18 protein-coding genes are annotated in these 14,264 nt (G+C 70.4%); 4 read left to right on the top strand and 14 right to left on the bottom strand.

What is annotated here, in order from left to right; translation table 11 throughout:
• Nucleotides 1–184: 184 nt before the first annotated feature.
• From FHT38_RS02365 to FHT38_RS02350, 4 genes are all read left to right on the top strand, one after another.
• Complete coding sequence (locus tag FHT38_RS02365) at nt 185–1,207, top strand: sensor domain-containing diguanylate cyclase (protein WP_183485099.1); 1,023 nt, start codon at nt 185–187, stop codon at nt 1,205–1,207.
• Nucleotides 1,208–1,368: 161 nt separating this feature from the next.
• Entirely contained in the window at nt 1,369–2,319 is a 951-nt protein-coding gene (locus tag FHT38_RS02360) for a DUF3369 domain-containing protein (RefSeq protein WP_147241508.1), read from the top strand.
• A 58-nt stretch (nt 2,320–2,377) separates the two neighbouring features.
• On the top strand, nt 2,378–3,172 hold the full coding sequence (locus FHT38_RS02355) for an adenosylcobinamide-GDP ribazoletransferase (RefSeq protein ID WP_183489506.1): 795 nt from the start codon (nt 2,378–2,380) through the stop codon (nt 3,170–3,172).
• Between the two features lie 2 nt (nt 3,173–3,174).
• On the top strand, nt 3,175–3,792 hold the full coding sequence (locus FHT38_RS02350; protein ID WP_183489503.1) for a histidine phosphatase family protein: 618 nt from the start codon (nt 3,175–3,177) through the stop codon (nt 3,790–3,792).
• A 25-nt stretch (nt 3,793–3,817) separates the two neighbouring features.
• On the opposite strand, the gene FHT38_RS02345 is transcribed toward FHT38_RS02350, so the two are convergent.
• From FHT38_RS02345 to FHT38_RS02280, 14 genes are all read right to left on the bottom strand, one after another.
• Nucleotides 3,818–4,072, bottom strand: coding sequence for a YfhL family 4Fe-4S dicluster ferredoxin (locus FHT38_RS02345; RefSeq protein WP_091721249.1), 255 nt, complete (start codon nt 4,070–4,072; stop codon nt 3,818–3,820).
• Between the two features lie 4 nt (nt 4,073–4,076).
• Nucleotides 4,077–4,586, bottom strand: coding sequence for a pantetheine-phosphate adenylyltransferase (gene coaD / locus FHT38_RS02340; RefSeq protein ID WP_175538158.1), 510 nt, complete (start codon nt 4,584–4,586; stop codon nt 4,077–4,079).
• 9 nt (nt 4,587–4,595) lie between these two features.
• Entirely contained in the window at nt 4,596–5,264 is a 669-nt protein-coding gene (gene rsmD, locus FHT38_RS02335; RefSeq protein ID WP_183489500.1) for a 16S rRNA (guanine(966)-N(2))-methyltransferase RsmD, read from the bottom strand.
• Nucleotides 5,261–6,031 (bottom strand): imidazole glycerol phosphate synthase subunit HisF, encoded by a 771-nt coding sequence (hisF, locus tag FHT38_RS02330; protein ID WP_091721243.1) that lies wholly within the window; start codon nt 6,029–6,031, stop codon nt 5,261–5,263. The genes rsmD and hisF overlap by 4 nt, the downstream gene beginning before the upstream one ends.
• Nucleotides 6,032–6,034: 3 nt before the next feature.
• Nucleotides 6,035–6,778 (bottom strand): 1-(5-phosphoribosyl)-5-[(5-phosphoribosylamino)methylideneamino]imidazole-4-carboxamide isomerase, encoded by a 744-nt coding sequence (hisA, locus tag FHT38_RS02325; RefSeq protein ID WP_147241572.1) that lies wholly within the window; start codon nt 6,776–6,778, stop codon nt 6,035–6,037.
• A gap of 87 nt (nt 6,779–6,865) precedes the next feature.
• Nucleotides 6,866–7,513 (bottom strand): imidazole glycerol phosphate synthase subunit HisH, encoded by a 648-nt coding sequence (gene hisH, locus FHT38_RS02320; protein WP_175538296.1) that lies wholly within the window; start codon nt 7,511–7,513, stop codon nt 6,866–6,868.
• Between the two features lie 5 nt (nt 7,514–7,518).
• On the bottom strand, nt 7,519–8,115 hold the full coding sequence (hisB, locus tag FHT38_RS02315; protein ID WP_183489497.1) for an imidazoleglycerol-phosphate dehydratase HisB: 597 nt from the start codon (nt 8,113–8,115) through the stop codon (nt 7,519–7,521).
• Between the two features lie 57 nt (nt 8,116–8,172).
• Nucleotides 8,173–9,273, bottom strand: a complete 1,101-nt coding sequence (gene hisC, locus FHT38_RS02310) for a histidinol-phosphate transaminase (protein WP_183489494.1) — start codon at nt 9,271–9,273, stop codon at nt 8,173–8,175.
• A complete protein-coding gene (locus tag FHT38_RS02305) occupies nt 9,270–9,779 on the bottom strand; it encodes a PIN domain-containing protein (protein WP_310737337.1) in 510 nt (169 codons plus the stop codon). Before FHT38_RS02305 ends, hisC begins: the two co-directional genes overlap by 4 nt.
• The gene (locus FHT38_RS02300; RefSeq protein WP_088408424.1) at nt 9,776–9,994 is read right to left on the bottom strand and encodes a CopG family transcriptional regulator; all 219 of its coding nucleotides are present in this window, start codon (nt 9,992–9,994) and stop codon (nt 9,776–9,778) included. The genes FHT38_RS02305 and FHT38_RS02300 overlap by 4 nt, the downstream gene beginning before the upstream one ends.
• Before the next feature lie 98 nt (nt 9,995–10,092).
• Entirely contained in the window at nt 10,093–11,643 is a 1,551-nt protein-coding gene (locus FHT38_RS25545; RefSeq protein WP_183489491.1) for a methyl-accepting chemotaxis protein, read from the bottom strand.
• Nucleotides 11,644–11,804: 161 nt separating this feature from the next.
• Entirely contained in the window at nt 11,805–13,124 is a 1,320-nt protein-coding gene (gene hisD, locus FHT38_RS02290; protein ID WP_183485074.1) for a histidinol dehydrogenase, read from the bottom strand.
• 38 nt (nt 13,125–13,162) lie between these two features.
• Nucleotides 13,163–13,804 (bottom strand): ATP phosphoribosyltransferase, encoded by a 642-nt coding sequence (gene hisG, locus FHT38_RS02285; RefSeq protein WP_147240828.1) that lies wholly within the window; start codon nt 13,802–13,804, stop codon nt 13,163–13,165.
• Nucleotides 13,805–13,919: 115 nt separating this feature from the next.
• Nucleotides 13,920–14,183 carry a BolA family protein gene (locus tag FHT38_RS02280; protein ID WP_091721214.1) on the bottom strand — a complete coding sequence of 88 codons (264 nt, stop codon included), beginning with the start codon at nt 14,181–14,183 and terminating at the stop codon, nt 13,920–13,922.
• Nucleotides 14,184–14,264 lie beyond the last annotated feature (81 nt).

Here is a 14,264-nt window from a genome sequence, read left to right as displayed (position 1 = left end):
CATCCGGAGATTGCCGCGGGCCGGCGGACGTCAACCCCCTTTTCACCAGAAACAGGGGATGAATCGCGGTGGCACGAGGTCTAGACTGGCGCCACGCCGGCAAGGTGGTGCCGCGCATCGACGCACGACAGTGCGCGCGCGGCGGCCGGCAGGGGCCAGGGAGCGGTTCTCTTCGGGGCGTTCGATGCCGAGCCGGGAAGCGCTTCTCCGCATCATCGAGATCCACAGCCAGGTCGCCCAGCTGGGACTGGACCTGGCGGGCGTGATGTCGCTGTCGGTCCACGGCACGCTGGAACTGGTCGACGCCGACGGCGCCGCGATCGAACTGGCCGAGGGCGAGGACCTGGTCTACCGCGCCGTCGCCGGCGCCGCCTCCCACCAGCTGGGCGTGCGGGTGCGGCGCGACGGCAGCCTCTCCGGCACCTGCCTGCGCCAGGGCATCCCGCTGATCTGCGAGGACGTCGAATCCGACAGCCGGGTCGACCTCGAGGCCTGCCGCCGCGTCGGCCTGCGCTCGATGGTCGTGCTGCCGCTGTCGCACCAGGGCACGCCGGTGGGCGTGCTCAAGGCCTTCTCCGCCCGCACCCGCAACTTCGGCAACCGCGAGGTGGAGGTGCTCTCGCTGATGTCCAAGGTGCTGGGCGCCGCGATGTACTGGGCCACCCGCTACGGCCGCGACGACCTCTTCCACCGCGCCACCCACGACGACATGACCGGCCTGGCCAACCGCTCCCTGTTCATGGACCGGCTGCGGCATGCGACCGCGGAGGTCGAGCGCGGCGATCCGCCGATCGCCGTGCTGCTGCTGGACATGGACGGCCTGAAGCTCATCAACGACAGCCTCGGCCATGCCGCCGGCGACGCCGCGCTGATCGAGTTCAGCCGCCGTCTGGCCATGGCCACGCGGGAGTCGGACACGGTCGCGCGACTGGGCGGCGACGAGTTCGCCGTGCTGCTGACCCACGCGGGCTCGGCCTCGACGCTGGCGACCACGCTCGATCGCATCCAGACGGCCGTCGAGGGCCCCTTCGCCTACCTGGACCGCGTGCTGCGGCTGCGCGCCAGCATGGGCGCCTCGCGCTGCCCGGAAGACTGGCGCGACGCGACGGCGCTGATGGAGTGCGCCGACATGCGGATGTACGAGGCCAAGCGCACCCGCCAGGGCCGCGACCGCACCGGGCCTGTGCCGCTGGACCCGCCGTGCTGACCGTGCTCTGCTGACCGCGCGCTGGCGGCCGGGCGCCCTGTCGAGCGCCGAAACCGTGCGGGCGGTCACGCGGCGCGCCGCGCCCGCGTGCATGTCCGCATTCCCTTGTCGCGGCCGCTGCTGATAATGCCGGCACATCAAGAGCCCGCAGGGAGGGACCGATGACCGACATGGTGTTCGCCGACGAGCTGCCGGAACCCGGGGAGGAGAGCCGGAGCCGCGTGCTCGATCCGTGGGTGGTGATGATCGTCGACGACGATCCCGCCGTGCACCAGGTCACGCAGCTGGTGATGGCGGACTTCGAGTTCGCCGGGCGCCGGCTCCAGTTCCTGAATGCCTACAGCGGCAGCGAGGCGCGCGACGTGCTGCGCGACCGCCACGACATCGCGCTGATCCTGCTGGACGTGGTGATGGAGTCGGAGCACGCCGGGCTGGACGTCGCGCGCTTCATCCGCGAGGAGCTGCGCAACACGCAGGTGCGCATCGTGCTGCGCACCGGACAGCCGGGCCAGGCGCCCGAAGAGCATGTCATCAAGACCTACGACATCAACGACTACAAGGAGAAGACGGAGCTGACCAAGCGCAAGCTGATCACCGTCTTCTACTCGGCGCTGCGTTCCTACCGGGACATCGTGATCCTGTCGCAGTCGCGCGCGGCGCTGCGGCGCTCGATCGATGCGATCACGCAGATCCACGACTCGAGCAACCTGCGCCACTTCGCATCGGCGCTGCTGGAGCAGGTGGGCCACATGCTGGGTTACCAGGCGCAGGGCCTGTGCGCGAGCCGCATGTACGCGGCCTCGCATGCCGAGGGCCGGCTGCAGGTGCTGGCCGCCACCTCGGAGTACCAGGGGCTGCTGGCCGGCAACCGCCTCACCGACCTGCCGCCCGACGTGCGCGACGCGCTGGACCAGGCGCTGGTCACGCGCGAGAGCCGCTTCGAGGACGGGCGCTTCATCGGCTACTACCAGACGCACTCGGGCAACGAGAGCCTGCTGTACATGGTGCTGTCGGATCCCATCGACGACGAAGGGCGCGAGATGCTGGACATCTTCTGCGCCAACGTCGCGATCGCCTACGAGGGCCTGCTGGCACGGGATCGGGCGCGCTGAAGCGGCCTATCATCGCGGCCGCTTTCCCGGCATTCCGGGGGTCCGCGGTTCCGTGTCCATGCATCAGCTTCGCCTCTTCTTCATCGCCCTGCAGTTCTTCACCCGCGTGCCGGTGCCGCGCTGGGTCGGCTTCGAGCCGGCCTGGCTGCAGCAGTGCGCGCGCTACTTCCCGCTGGTCGGCGCGGTGGTGGGCGGCTGCTCGGCGCTGGTGCTGTGGGGCGCGATGCAGCTGTTCCCGGCCACGGTGTCGGTGGGGCTGGCGATGGCCGCCAGCGTCTGGCTGACCGGCGGTTTCCATGAGGACGGGCTCGCCGACAGCTGCGACGCGCTCGGCGGCGCGGTGTCGCGGGAGAAGGCGCTGGCCATCATGAAGGACTCGCGCATCGGCAGCTATGGCGCGCTGGGGCTGATCCTGGTGCTGGGCCTGAAGGCGGCGGTGCTGCTGGGCCTGGCGGACACCGATCCGGCGCTGGCGGCGCTGGCGATCGTGTGGGCGCATGTGGCGTCGCGCGCGGCGCCGGTCTGGCTGCTGCATGCGCTGCCCTACGCCGGCGATGCCGACCACGCCAAGGCCAAGCCGCTGGCGACGCAGATCAGCGGCCCGGGCCTGGGCATCGCGCTGGGCCTGGTGGTGCTGGCGACGGCCGTCGGCGCCTGGCTGACGCCGGAGAACGTGCCGCTGATGCTGGGCGCGGTGGTGGTGGCGGCGGGGCTGACCTTCTACATGCAGTCGATGCTCGAGCGCCGCCTGCACGGCTACACCGGCGACACGCTGGGCGCGACGCAGCAGGTCGTGGAGCTGGGCGCGCTACTGGCCTTCCTGGCGCTGGCGCCGCTGTTCCCGGTGGACTGACGATGGGCGGCGGTGTCGACGCCAACGCCCGTGCTGGCGTCCAGGCGCGTGCGCAGGCGCAAGCCCATGCCTATTCCCATGCTCAGGCCCGCGCCGACGGGGCCGTCGTTGTCTGGCGGCATCCCCGTCCGGAAGGCGCGAGCGGCCTGTGTGTCGGCGCGCGCTGCGACCTGCCCGTGGCGCGGCGTCGGGCCAAGCGCCTCGCGCGGCGCATCCAGGCCCATGCGCGGCGACACCGGTTGCCGCATGAGGTGTGGACCTCGCCGCTGCGGCGCTGCGCCGACGTCGGTCGATGGCTGAAGCGCTGGGGCTGGCGGCATCGGGTGGAGGCGGCGCTCGCGGAACTCGACTTCGGTGAATGGGATGGCCGGCCGTGGGCCGGGATCCCGAAGGCGGAGATCGACGCCTGGGTCGCGGACTTCGCGCGCTACGCGCCGGCAGGCGGCGAGACGCTGGTCGCGCTGCTGGCTCGCGCGTCGGGCTGGTCGGGCGGCGCCCTGGTCGTCAGCCATGGCGGCTGGATGCTGGCGCGGCGCTGGTCCATGGCGCATCCCGGAGAACTGCCGCGTGCCGATCAATGGCCGCGACCACCGGCCTACGGCGAGCGCTGGGCGCTCTGAGCGCCGCCGCCGGTCGACGCCGGCCTCAGGCGGCCTGCTGGGTCAGGCGGATGTACTTCTGCATCAGGGTCTCGCGCGATTCGACGTGCGCCGGATCGACCGGAATGCAGGCGACCGGGCACAGCGTCGCGCACTGCGGCTCGTCGAAGTGGCCGACGCATTCGGTGCACTTGCCCGGATCGATCTGGTAGTACTCCTCGCCCATCGAGATCGCGTGGTTCGGGCACTCGGGCTCGCACACATCGCAATTGATGCATTCATCCGTAATCATCAACGCCATGGCTTTACTGCTCCATGCGGTTCTTGGCGATGCGGTCTTCCAGCCGTTCGCGCACCAGCGGCGAGACGAACTTGGAGACTTCGCCGCCCAGCGTGGCGATCTCCCGGACGAAGGTCGAGGAGATGAACTGGTAATGGTCCGACGGCGTCAGGAACACCGTTTCCACCTCGGGCATCAGCTGCCGGTTCATGCCGGCCATCTGGAATTCGTATTCGAAGTCCGACACCGCCCGCAGGCCGCGCACCACGACCTTGCCGCCGTTCTCCATCACGAAGTCGCGCAGCAGCCCCTTGAAGGCGACCACCTCGACATTCGGATACGGCGCCACCAGCGCGCGGGCCATGTCCAGCCGTTCCTCGACGCTGAACATCGTCTTCTTGTGGTGCCCGGCCGCGACAGCCAGGACCAGGCGCTCGAACAGGCGGCTCGCGCGACGCACCAGATCCTCGTGGCCGAGGGTCATCGGGTCGAAGGTGCCGGGGTAGACGGCGGTCAGCAGGGTCTGCGAAGTCATGGGCGCGGATTATCCGCCGCGTCGCAACAGGCGGTAATGCACCGCCCCGGCCCGCCCTTCCTTCCACACGGACAAGCCCATCGCCGCGGGCGCTTCCACCGGATGCGGCGATTCCAGATAGATCAGCCCGCCCTGCGCCAGCAGCGGCACCGCGGCGGCCAGCGCGGGGAGGAACAGGTCCTGCGCGAACGGCGGATCCAGGAACACCAGGTCCAGCGACTCCGGCGCCGCGCGCCGCATCCAGGCCAGCGCATCGGCGTTCTCGATCGCCATCGGCACGGTGCCGTCCTTGTCCAGCCGCTTCAGGTTGGCGCGCAGCGCGCTGGCCAGCGTCGCATCGCGCTCCAGCAGCGTGACCTGCGCCGCGCCGCGCGAGGCGGCCTCGAAGCCCAGCGCCCCGCTGCCGGCGAAGGCATCCAGCACGCGCCAGCCGGCCAGGTCCTGGCCCAGCCAATTGAACAGCGTCTCACGCACCCGGTCGGGCGTGGGCCGCAGCCCCGGGCTGAAGGGCACCGGCAGCTTGGAGCGCTTCCAGACGCCGCCGACGATGCGCACCTCGCCCGGACCGGCGGCCTTGGGCGGACGCGGCTTCACCGCGCCTTCGCCCACCGTCACGCGGGGACCGGGGCGGCCGGCGCGGCGCAGGCCGTCGGGCGCATTCGCCTTGGCAGCGCTCATTGACGCACCGGGATGCCCTGCGACGCCATCAGCGCCTTGGCCTCGCCGACGGTGTGATCGCCGTAATGGAAGATGCTCGCGGCCAGCACCGCATCGGCGCCGCCCTGCGTGATGCCGTCGGCCAGGTCCTGCAGCGAGCCCACGCCGCCCGAGGCGATCACCGGCACGCTCACCGCGTCCGACACCGCGCGCGTCAGCGCCAGGTCGAAACCGTTGCGGGTGCCGTCGCGGTCCATGCTGGTCAGCAGGATCTCGCCGGCGCCGAGCTCGGCCATCTTCGTGGCCCACTCGATCGCGTCCAGGCCGGTGTTCTTGCGGCCGCCATGCGTGTACACGTCCCAGCCGGTACTGCCGTCGGCGTTCTGGCGCCGCTTGGCGTCGATCGCCACGACGATGCACTGCGCGCCGTACTTGTCGGACGCGGCGCGGATCAGCTCGGGATCGGCCACCGCGGCGGAGTTGAAGCTGACCTTGTCCGCGCCGGCGTTCAGCAGCCGCCGCACATCGGCGACCGAGCGCACGCCGCCGCCCACCGTCAGCGGGATGAAGACCTGCGAGGCCACGCGCTCGATGATGGGCAGGATCAGGTCGCGGCCGTCGCTGGTGGCGGTGATGTCCAGGAAGGTCAGCTCGTCCGCGCCCTGCTCGTTGTAGCGGGCGGCGATCTCGACCGGATCGCCCGCATCGCGCAGCTCGACGAAGTTGACACCCTTCACGACGCGACCGCCGGTCACGTCCAGGCACGGGATGATCCGCTTGGCCAGCACCGCTCAGCCCCCGTTCAGCTCGTCGGCGCGACGCTGCGCCGCGGCGAAGTCGAGGTCGCCGGTGTAGATCGCGCGGCCGCAGATCACGCCGCCCACGCCTTCGGACTCGACCGCGCACAGCGCCTCGATGTCGGCGATGTTGGACAGCCCGCCCGAGGCGATCACCGGGATGGACAGCGCCTGCGCCAGCTTCACCGTCGCGTCGATGTTGATGCCGGTGAGCATGCCGTCGCGGCCGATGTCGGTGTAGATCACGCCTTCGATGCCGTAATCCTCGAATTTCTTCGCCAGGTCGATGACCTCGTGGCCGGTCAGCTTGCTCCAGCCGTCGGTGGCGACCTTGCCGTCCTTGGCGTCCAGGCCCACGATGATGTGGCCGCCGAAGGCCGAGGCCGCATCCTTCAGGAAGCCCGGGTTCTTCACCGCCGCGGTGCCGATGATCACGTACGAGAGACCGTCGTCCAGGTAGCGCTCGATCGTGTCCAGGTCGCGGATGCCGCCGCCCAGCTGCACCGGGATGTCGTCGCCGACCTCGCGCAGGATGGCCTTGATCGCGGCCTCGTTGACCGGCTTGCCGGCGAAGGCGCCGTTCAGGTCCACCAGGTGCAGGCGACGCGCGCCGGCGTCGACCCATCGTCGCGCCATCTGCGCCGGGTCTTCACCGAAGGTCGTGGAGTCGTTCATGTCGCCTTGCTTGAGGCGGACGCACTTGCCGTCTTTCAGGTCGATCGCGGGAATCAGCAGCATGGCCCGGGGAGCTAGGGGTGGAGGAAGGGGAAGAGAGGGAGGGACGCTCGAGAAGGTGTCGTGCGACGCAGGACCGGAGGCCAGGCCTCAGGGCGTCCAGTGCAGGAAATTGCGGTACAGGGCGAGCCCGGACGCGGCACTTTTCTCGGGGTGGAATTGGGTGGCAAAAATGTTATCCCGCGCCACCGCACAGGTAAAGCGCAGGCCGTAGTCGCTCTGGCCGGCGCTGTCGCGCGGGTCCGACGTCTCGGCATAGAAGCTGTGGACGAAGTAGAACCAGCTCTCGTCCGGCACCTCGCCCCAGACCGGATGCGCCCGCGTCTGGTGCACGCGGTTCCAGCCCATCTGCGGCACCTTGTAGCGGCTGCCGTCGGGCTGCAGCCGGCCCTCGAGCCGGAAGCGCTTCACGCGGCCGGGGATCAGCCCGAGGCCGGGCGTGTCCTGCTCCTCGCTGTGGTCCAGCAGCATCTGCATGCCGACGCACACGCCCATCAGCGGCTTGCGCGCGGCGGCGTCCAGCACGGCTTCCTTCAAGCCGCTGCCCTCCAGCTCGCGCATGCAGTCGCGCATCGCGCCCTGGCCGGGCAGCACGATGCGCTCGGCGGCGTAGACCTCGTCGGGCTCGGCGGTGATGAGCACCCGCACGCCCTGGTCCTGGGCCGCGGCCATCACCGCCTGCGACACCGAGCGCAGGTTGCCCATGCCGTAATCGACGACGGCGACCGTCCTGGGCATGACGCTCACAGCGTGCCCTTCGTCGACGGGATCACGCCGGCCGAGCGCGCGTCCGGCGTCATCGCCATGCGCAGCGCGCGGCCGAAGGCCTTGAAGATCGTCTCGCACTGGTGATGCGCGTTGTGGCCCTTGAGGTTGTCCACGTGCAGCGACACCAGCGCGTGATTCACGAAGCCCTGGAAGAACTCGTAGGTCAGCTGCGTGTCGAAGGCGCCGACCGATCCGGCGGTGAACTTGACGTCCATCGCCAGCCCCGGACGGCCGGAGAAGTCCACCACCACGCGCGACAGCGCCTCGTCCAGCGGCACGTAGCTGTGGCCGTAGCGGGTGATGCCCTTCTTGTCGCCGATCGCCTGCGCCACCGCCATGCCCAGCGTGATGCCGACGTCCTCGACGGTGTGGTGGCCGTCGATGTGCAGGTCGCCCTTGGCCTCGATGTCCAGGTCGATCAGCCCGTGGCGGGCGATCTGGTCGAGCATGTGGTCGAAGAAGCCGATGCCGGTGTTCAGCGTGGCCTGGCCGGTGCCGTCCAGGTTCACGCGCACGCGGATCTGCGTTTCCTTGGTGTCGCGGCGGACTTCGGCGATGCGTTCGGAGCTCATGGGGATTCCACAGGGATCAGGAGAACAGGGGACCTGCCGGCAGGCGCCAGTCTGGCATCAGTCGGAAACCAGCGCGGCGAGCGAGGCTTCGAGCGCCGCCAGCATCGCCGCGTTCTCGTCGGCCGTGCCGACCGTCAGCCGCAGGCAGCCCGCCAGCAGCGGATGCATGCCCGAGACATTCTTGACCAGCACGCCGCGCGCCTTCATGTCGGCATGCAGCCGGTCGGCCTCGGGCACGCGCACCAGGATCATGTTGGCCTCGCTCGGATAGGCCCGCACGCCCGGCAGGCGCGCCAGCGCGGCCTGCAGCGCGGCGCGCCCGTCGCGCAGCGCGGCGGCCTGGCGCTCGTAGACCTCGGCATGCTCGAGCGCGAACAGGCCGGCTTCCGCGTTCAGCACGCTGACGTTGTAGGGCGGGCGCAGCTTGTCGATGTGATGGATCAGCTCGGCATGGCCCATCAGGTAGCCGATGCGCACGCCGGCCAGCCCGAACTTGCTCATCGTGCGCATGATCAGCACCTGCGGATGGCGCGCCATCAGCGCCATCGCGTCTCGCGCGGCGAAGGGCTGGTAGGCCTCGTCGATCACGACCAGCCCCGGCGCCGCCTCGGCGATGCGCTCGATGACGGCGTCGTCCCAAAGGTTGGCGGTGGGGTTGTTCGGATAGGCCAGGTAGACGATGGCGGGCCGGTGCTCGGCGATGGCGGCCAGCATCGCCGCTTCGTCGAGCTCGAAGTCCGCCGTCAGCGGCACGCCGACGAAGTCCAGGTGCTGGTAGGCCGAGGACAGTCCGTACATGACGAAACCGGGCAGCGGCGCCAGCACGGCGACGCGCTGGCCCGGCTTGCTGACGGCCATCGCCAGCAGCGAGATCAGTTCGTCCGAGCCATTGCCCAGCATCAGCGCCTTGCCGTCCGGCAGGCCGGCGTGCGCGGCCAGCGCGCGCGCCAGGTCCTGCGTGCGCTCGCCGGGATAGCGGTTGATCGCGACCGCGCCCAGGCGCTCGCCCAGCGCCCGCTGCAGCTCGGCGGGCAGCCGGAAGGGGTTCTCCATCGCGTCCAGCTTGATCAGGCCGGCGGACGGATGCACCGCGTAGGCGTGCATGACGCGCAGGTCGTCGCGCAGGACACCGAGGGCTCGATCGAGGGCAGCTTTCATGGGGCGACCGCCAGCGGCGGTGGGGTATCGGAGAGGGGATCGGGATCGAAGGCCGCGCCCGCCGGCAGCGCGCGCAGCGGGTCGACGATCAGGACGCTGTCGTAGAGCTGGCCGTGCGGCAGCGCCAGGCTGAGCAGCGTCTCGCAGCCCTGCGCCTTGGCGGCGGCGACGATCAGCGCATCGGCATAGGGCAGCGCGAAGCGGCTTTCCAGCGACCAGGCGGACTCGACGGTGGCGTGGTCGGTCGACCACGGCGTCCAGCGCTGGTAGCGGCGCACCTCGGCCCGGGCGTCGCCATTGGGCATGGCGGGCGCGATGCGGGTGGTGACGGCGCGGTAGAAGTCGTTGAGCACCTGGCTGGAGGTGCGGCCCAGACGCAGCTGCCACAGCACGCGCAGCCAGCGCATGGCCTGCGCGCGGCGGCCTGAGTCGGCGCCGTCCTCGCTCAGGATCAGCACCGAGGTGTCCACGAACACCGGGGCGGTCAGCTCCAGGCCCGCGCTCACAGCAGCTCCCGGCCCGGATAGGGCTGGCCGTCGGAGGACCAGGTGCGCTCGCGGTGCAGCCAGTCCTGCAGCGCGCGTTCATAGGCGTCGTCGTGACGCATCTTCTCGGCGAGCAGCTCGCCGACCAGCCGCGAGACGCTGGTGTTGCGCCGCGCCGCCTCCAGCCTCGCCCACTCGGCGACGCTGTCTTCCATGGTGACGGTGACGTTCTTCATGAAGGCCGCAGGGTAACACGAAGTTCGTGTTCCACGAACTTCGTGTCCCTACCGACCTTCGGGGCTTGGCGCCGGGATCCGACTAGGAAGGGCGGGTTTCAGCCCTGGAGACGGAACTGCGCGACCACGTGCTGCAGGCTGCCCGCCTGCTCGCGCAGCGATTCCGAGGCGGCCGAGGATTCCTCGACCAGCGCCGCGTTCTGCTGGGTGACCTCGTCCAGGCGCCGCACGGCCTGGCCGACTTCCATCAGGCTGGTGCTCTGCTCCTGCGTGGCCGAGGAGATCTCCTGGATGATGTCCGTCACCCGCTGCACGGCGGCGACGATCTCGCGCATGGTCTCGCCGGCGTCGCCGACCAGGCGGGCGCCCGCCTCGACGCGCTCGACCGAGGAACCGATCAGGCCCTTGATCTCGCGCGCCGCCTCGGCGCTGCGCTGCGCCAGCGAGCGCACCTCGCCCGCCACCACCGCGAAGCCGCGGCCTTGCTCGCCCGCCCGCGCCGCCTCGACGGCCGCGTTCAGCGCCAGGATGTTGGTCTGGAAGGCGATGCCGTCGATGGTGCCGATGATGTCGGCGATCTTGCGCGAGGACGCATTGATCTGGTCCATCGTGCTGACCACCTCGGACACCACCACGCCGCCGCGGTCGGCGACCTGGCTGGCGTTGAGCGCGAGCTGGCTGGCCTGGCGCGTGGCGTCCGCGTTCATGCGCACCGTGTCGGTCAGCGCCTGCATCGTGGCCGAGGTCTCCTCCAGGCTGGAGGCCATCTGCTCGGTCCGCGCCGACAGGTCGCTGCTGCCCGCGGCCACCTCGCCGCTGGACATCGCGATGCTCTCCGCGCTGGTGCGCACCGTCGACAGCGAGCGGTTGAGCGCCCCCTGCATCGCCGAGAGCGCCTGCGCCAGCTGTCCCAGCTCGTCGCGGCGCGAGGTGTCGATGTCGACCGTCAGGTCGCCCTCGGCGACGCGGCTGGCGACGCCCACCATGTCGGTCAGCGGCCGGACGGTGCTGCGGGTCAGGTAGAAGGCCAGCGCGCCGCCGGCCGCCAGCGCGGCGACGATCAGCACGACCATCGTCGTGAGCACGGCCTTGTAGACCGCGCGCGACGCTTCGACGTCGGCCTCGGCCCCCTGGGTGTTGATGTCCACCAGCTTCTGCGTCGCGCCGATGACGGCACCGAAGGCCTTGCTGGATTCGCCGCTGACGGTGGCCAGGTACTCGCCGCGGTTGCCGGCCTTGCGCGCCGCGATCAGCCGGTCCTGGATGCCCAGGTAGGCGGCGTACTGCGCCTTGGCGTCCTTCCACTGCTCGGACTCCTGCGGCGTGCTGACCATCGTCTCGTAGGTCTTGGCCAGCTCGGGCAGCGTCTTCTCGCGCAGCGTCTTGATGCGCTCCTGCTGCTCCTCGACCTCGAGGACCACTTCCTTCAGGCACATCGACATCTCGGCGCGCCGCAGCTCGTTGAGCTGCCCGCGCAGCGCGTTGATGGCGTTGATCGACGGGATCCAGTCCCCGCCCATGTCCTCGACGTTCTTCTGAATCGCCTGCATGCGGTTGATGGCCACGATGCCCACGAGCACCGTGGCCAGCAGCACCGCTGCAAACCCCAGGGAGATGCGCACACCGACGCGCAGATCGGAGACCTTCATGCTTCGCCGTCCTCTTGTGGAGATGTCGGCGAATCCTAGAACGTCCGCCCCGGCGGGCGAACCTCAAAACAGCGTCAAAAGTGGCGGCTTATCCGCGAGCCAGGGTTTGCCCGGCGCCGCCGCGTGAAATCTGCGCAGGCGGGGCGGCCGCCGACGCGGCCTCAGCGCTTGAGCCGGAACTCCGCCGCCTGCGCATGCGCCTGCAGGCCTTCGCCGTAGGCCAGCGTCGCGGCGATCGGGCCCAGCACCTGCGCGCCGGCCTCGCTGACCTCGATCAGGCTGGAGCGCTTCTGGAAGTCGTAGACGCCCAGCGGCGAGGAGAAACGCGCCGTGCCCGAGGTCGGCAGCACGTGATTGGGGCCGGCGCAGTAGTCGCCCAGCGACTCGCTGGTGTAGGCGCCCAGGAAGATCGCGCCGGCGTGGCGCAGCAGCGGCTCCCAGCGATGCGGGTCGGCGCTGGAGACCTCGAGGTGCTCGGGCGCGATGCGGTTGCTGATCTCGCAGGCCTCCTCCATCGAGCGCGTGTGGATCAGCGCGCCCCGCCCTTCCAGCGACGCGCGGATCACGTCACGCCGCGGCATGCCGGGCAGCAGGCGCTCGATGGCCTCACGCACCTGCGCGATGTAGGCGGCGTCCGGGCACAGCAGGATGCTCTGCGCGAGCTCGTCGTGCTCGGCCTGGCTGAACAGATCCATCGCGACCCAGTCCGGCGGCGTGGTGCCGTCGGCGAGCACGAGGATCTCGCTCGGCCCCGCGATCATGTCGATGCCGACCTGGCCGAAGACATGTTTCTTCGCGCTGGCGACGTAGGCGTTGCCCGGTCCGGTGATCTTGTCCACGCGCGGCACGGTGGCCGTGCCGTAGGCCAGCGCCGCCACCGCCTGCGCGCCGCCGATGGTGAAGGCGCGGTGCACGCCCGCCACGTAGGCCGCCGCCAGCACCAGCGGATTCTTCTCGCCGCGCGGCGTGGGCACGACCATCACGATCTCGGGCACGCCGGCGACCTGCGCCGGGATCGCGTTCATCAGCACGCTCGAGGGATACGCGGCCTTGCCGCCCGGCACGTAGATGCCGACACGATCCAGCGGCGTGACCTTCTGGCCCAGCAGCGTGCCGTCCTCGTCGCGATAGCTCCAGCTCTCGCCGCAGGCCTGCTTCTGGCGCTCGTGATAGCGGCGCACCCGCTCGGCGGCCTGGGTCAGGGCTTTCGCCTGCTCCGCGGGCAGGCCGTCGAAGGCGGCCCGCAGCTCCTCGCGCGTCAGCTCCAGCGCGCCGAGCGTCGCGGCGTCCAGGTGGTCGAAGCGGGCGGTGTACGCCAGCACCGCGGCATCGCCACGGGCGCGCACGTCGGCCAGGATCTCGGCGACGCGCGACTCGATCGCGGCGTCGGTCTCGGCGGACCAGTGCAGCACGCGCTGGAATTGCGCGTCGAAGTCGGCGTCGGTGGTGACGAGGGTGCGAAGTTGAAGGGCTGGGCTCATGGCGGGGCTCCGGGCAGGCGTCGGGGGCGGTCGGTCGATCAGGCGTTCGGGATGGCCGACCCGATCGCGTCGATCAGCGGCTTGAGCGCCTCGCGCTTGAGCTTGAGCGCCGCCTGGTTGACGACCAGGCGCGAGGAGATGTCCATGATCCGCTCCACCTCGACCAGCCGGTTGGCCTTGAGCGTGCTGCCGGTGGAGACCAGGTCGACGATGGCGTCGGCCAGGCCGGTCAGCGGCGCCAGCTCCATCGAGCCGTAGAGCTTGATGAGGTCCACGTGCACGCCCTTGTCGGCGAAGTGCTGGCGCGCGATCGAGGTGTACTTGGTCGCCACGCGCAGCCGCGAGCCCTGGTGCACGGCGTTCTCGTAATCGAAGTCGTCCCGCACCGCGACGCTCATGCGGCACTGCGCGATGCGCAGGTCCAGCGGCTGGTACAGGCCCTGGCCGCCGTGCTCGATCAGCACGTCGCGGCCGGCCACGCCCAGGTCAGCGCCGCCGTATTCGACGTAGGTCGGCACGTCGGTCGCGCGCACGAGCACCACGCGCACCTCGGCCTGGTTGGTCGGGAGGATCAGCTTGCGGGAGCTGTCCGGGTCTTCCAGCACGGAGATGCCCGCGGCCGCCAGCAGCGGCAGGGTCTCTTCGAAGATGCGGCCCTTGGAAAGTGCCAGGGTGATCATGCGGTGTCCTCGGTGAACGCGCGCTCCACGCGGAAGCGCTTCGGGCTGTTCAGCGGGACGGCAGCGGGTTCACCGGACGGGCCACACCGCCACCCGCCTCGCAGCCGGGTGGCTTTCAGTGATGGTGATGCGCGCTGCCTTGCTGCGCGAACTCGGCGGGGGTCAGCGTCTTCATCGACAGCGCGTGGATCTGCTCGCGCATGCGATCGCCCAGTGCCTGGTACACGCGCTGGTGGCGCTTGATCCGGCTCAGGCCCTCGAACTCGGCCGACACGATCGTCGCGAAGAAATGGCGTCCATCGCCCTCGACCTGGAGCTCGCTGCAAGCGAGACCCTGGGCGATGTAGCTCTGGACTTCTGCGGGGGTCGGATCGGCCATGATGGGGCGGGATTCTACTCGGGCGCCTCGCGCGGGCGCTTTCGTGCTTGGAGAGGCCCGGCTTGCGAGGGCCGGGCCGGC

The sequence above is a fragment of the Mitsuaria sp. BK041 genome (assembly GCF_014193085.1).
Lineage (GTDB): Bacteria > Pseudomonadota > Gammaproteobacteria > Burkholderiales > Burkholderiaceae_C > Roseateles.
This window is presented reverse-complemented; position numbering and strand designations above follow the sequence as displayed.

What these genes read in the sequence shown, in the direction of transcription:
- hisG (WP_147240828.1), bottom strand. Translation starts at nt 13,804, where the DNA reads ATGATCACCCTGGCACTTTCCAAGGGCCGCATCTTCGAAGAGACCCTG.
- FHT38_RS02280 (WP_091721214.1), bottom strand. Translation starts at nt 14,183, where the DNA reads ATGGCCGATCCGACCCCCGCAGAAGTCCAGAGCTACATCGCCCAGGGT.
- FHT38_RS02345 (WP_091721249.1), bottom strand. Translation starts at nt 4,072, where the DNA reads ATGGCGTTGATGATTACGGATGAATGCATCAATTGCGATGTGTGCGAG.
- rsmD (WP_183489500.1), bottom strand. Translation starts at nt 5,264, where the DNA reads ATGAGCGCTGCCAAGGCGAATGCGCCCGACGGCCTGCGCCGCGCCGGC.
- FHT38_RS25545 (WP_183489491.1), bottom strand. Translation starts at nt 11,643, where the DNA reads ATGAAGGTCTCCGATCTGCGCGTCGGTGTGCGCATCTCCCTGGGGTTT.
- coaD (WP_175538158.1), bottom strand. Translation starts at nt 4,586, where the DNA reads ATGACTTCGCAGACCCTGCTGACCGCCGTCTACCCCGGCACCTTCGAC.
- FHT38_RS02300 (WP_088408424.1), bottom strand. Translation starts at nt 9,994, where the DNA reads ATGAAGAACGTCACCGTCACCATGGAAGACAGCGTCGCCGAGTGGGCG.
- hisC (WP_183489494.1), bottom strand. Translation starts at nt 9,273, where the DNA reads ATGAAAGCTGCCCTCGATCGAGCCCTCGGTGTCCTGCGCGACGACCTG.
- FHT38_RS02365 (WP_183485099.1), top strand. Translation starts at nt 185, where the DNA reads ATGCCGAGCCGGGAAGCGCTTCTCCGCATCATCGAGATCCACAGCCAG.
- hisD (WP_183485074.1), bottom strand. Translation starts at nt 13,124, where the DNA reads ATGAGCCCAGCCCTTCAACTTCGCACCCTCGTCACCACCGACGCCGAC.
- FHT38_RS02360 (WP_147241508.1), top strand. Translation starts at nt 1,369, where the DNA reads ATGACCGACATGGTGTTCGCCGACGAGCTGCCGGAACCCGGGGAGGAG.
- hisA (WP_147241572.1), bottom strand. Translation starts at nt 6,778, where the DNA reads ATGCTGCTGATTCCCGCGATCGACCTGAAAGACGGCAAGTGCGTCCGC.
- FHT38_RS02350 (WP_183489503.1), top strand. Translation starts at nt 3,175, where the DNA reads ATGGGCGGCGGTGTCGACGCCAACGCCCGTGCTGGCGTCCAGGCGCGT.
- hisB (WP_183489497.1), bottom strand. Translation starts at nt 8,115, where the DNA reads ATGAGCTCCGAACGCATCGCCGAAGTCCGCCGCGACACCAAGGAAACG.
- hisH (WP_175538296.1), bottom strand. Translation starts at nt 7,513, where the DNA reads ATGCCCAGGACGGTCGCCGTCGTCGATTACGGCATGGGCAACCTGCGC.
- FHT38_RS02355 (WP_183489506.1), top strand. Translation starts at nt 2,378, where the DNA reads ATGCATCAGCTTCGCCTCTTCTTCATCGCCCTGCAGTTCTTCACCCGC.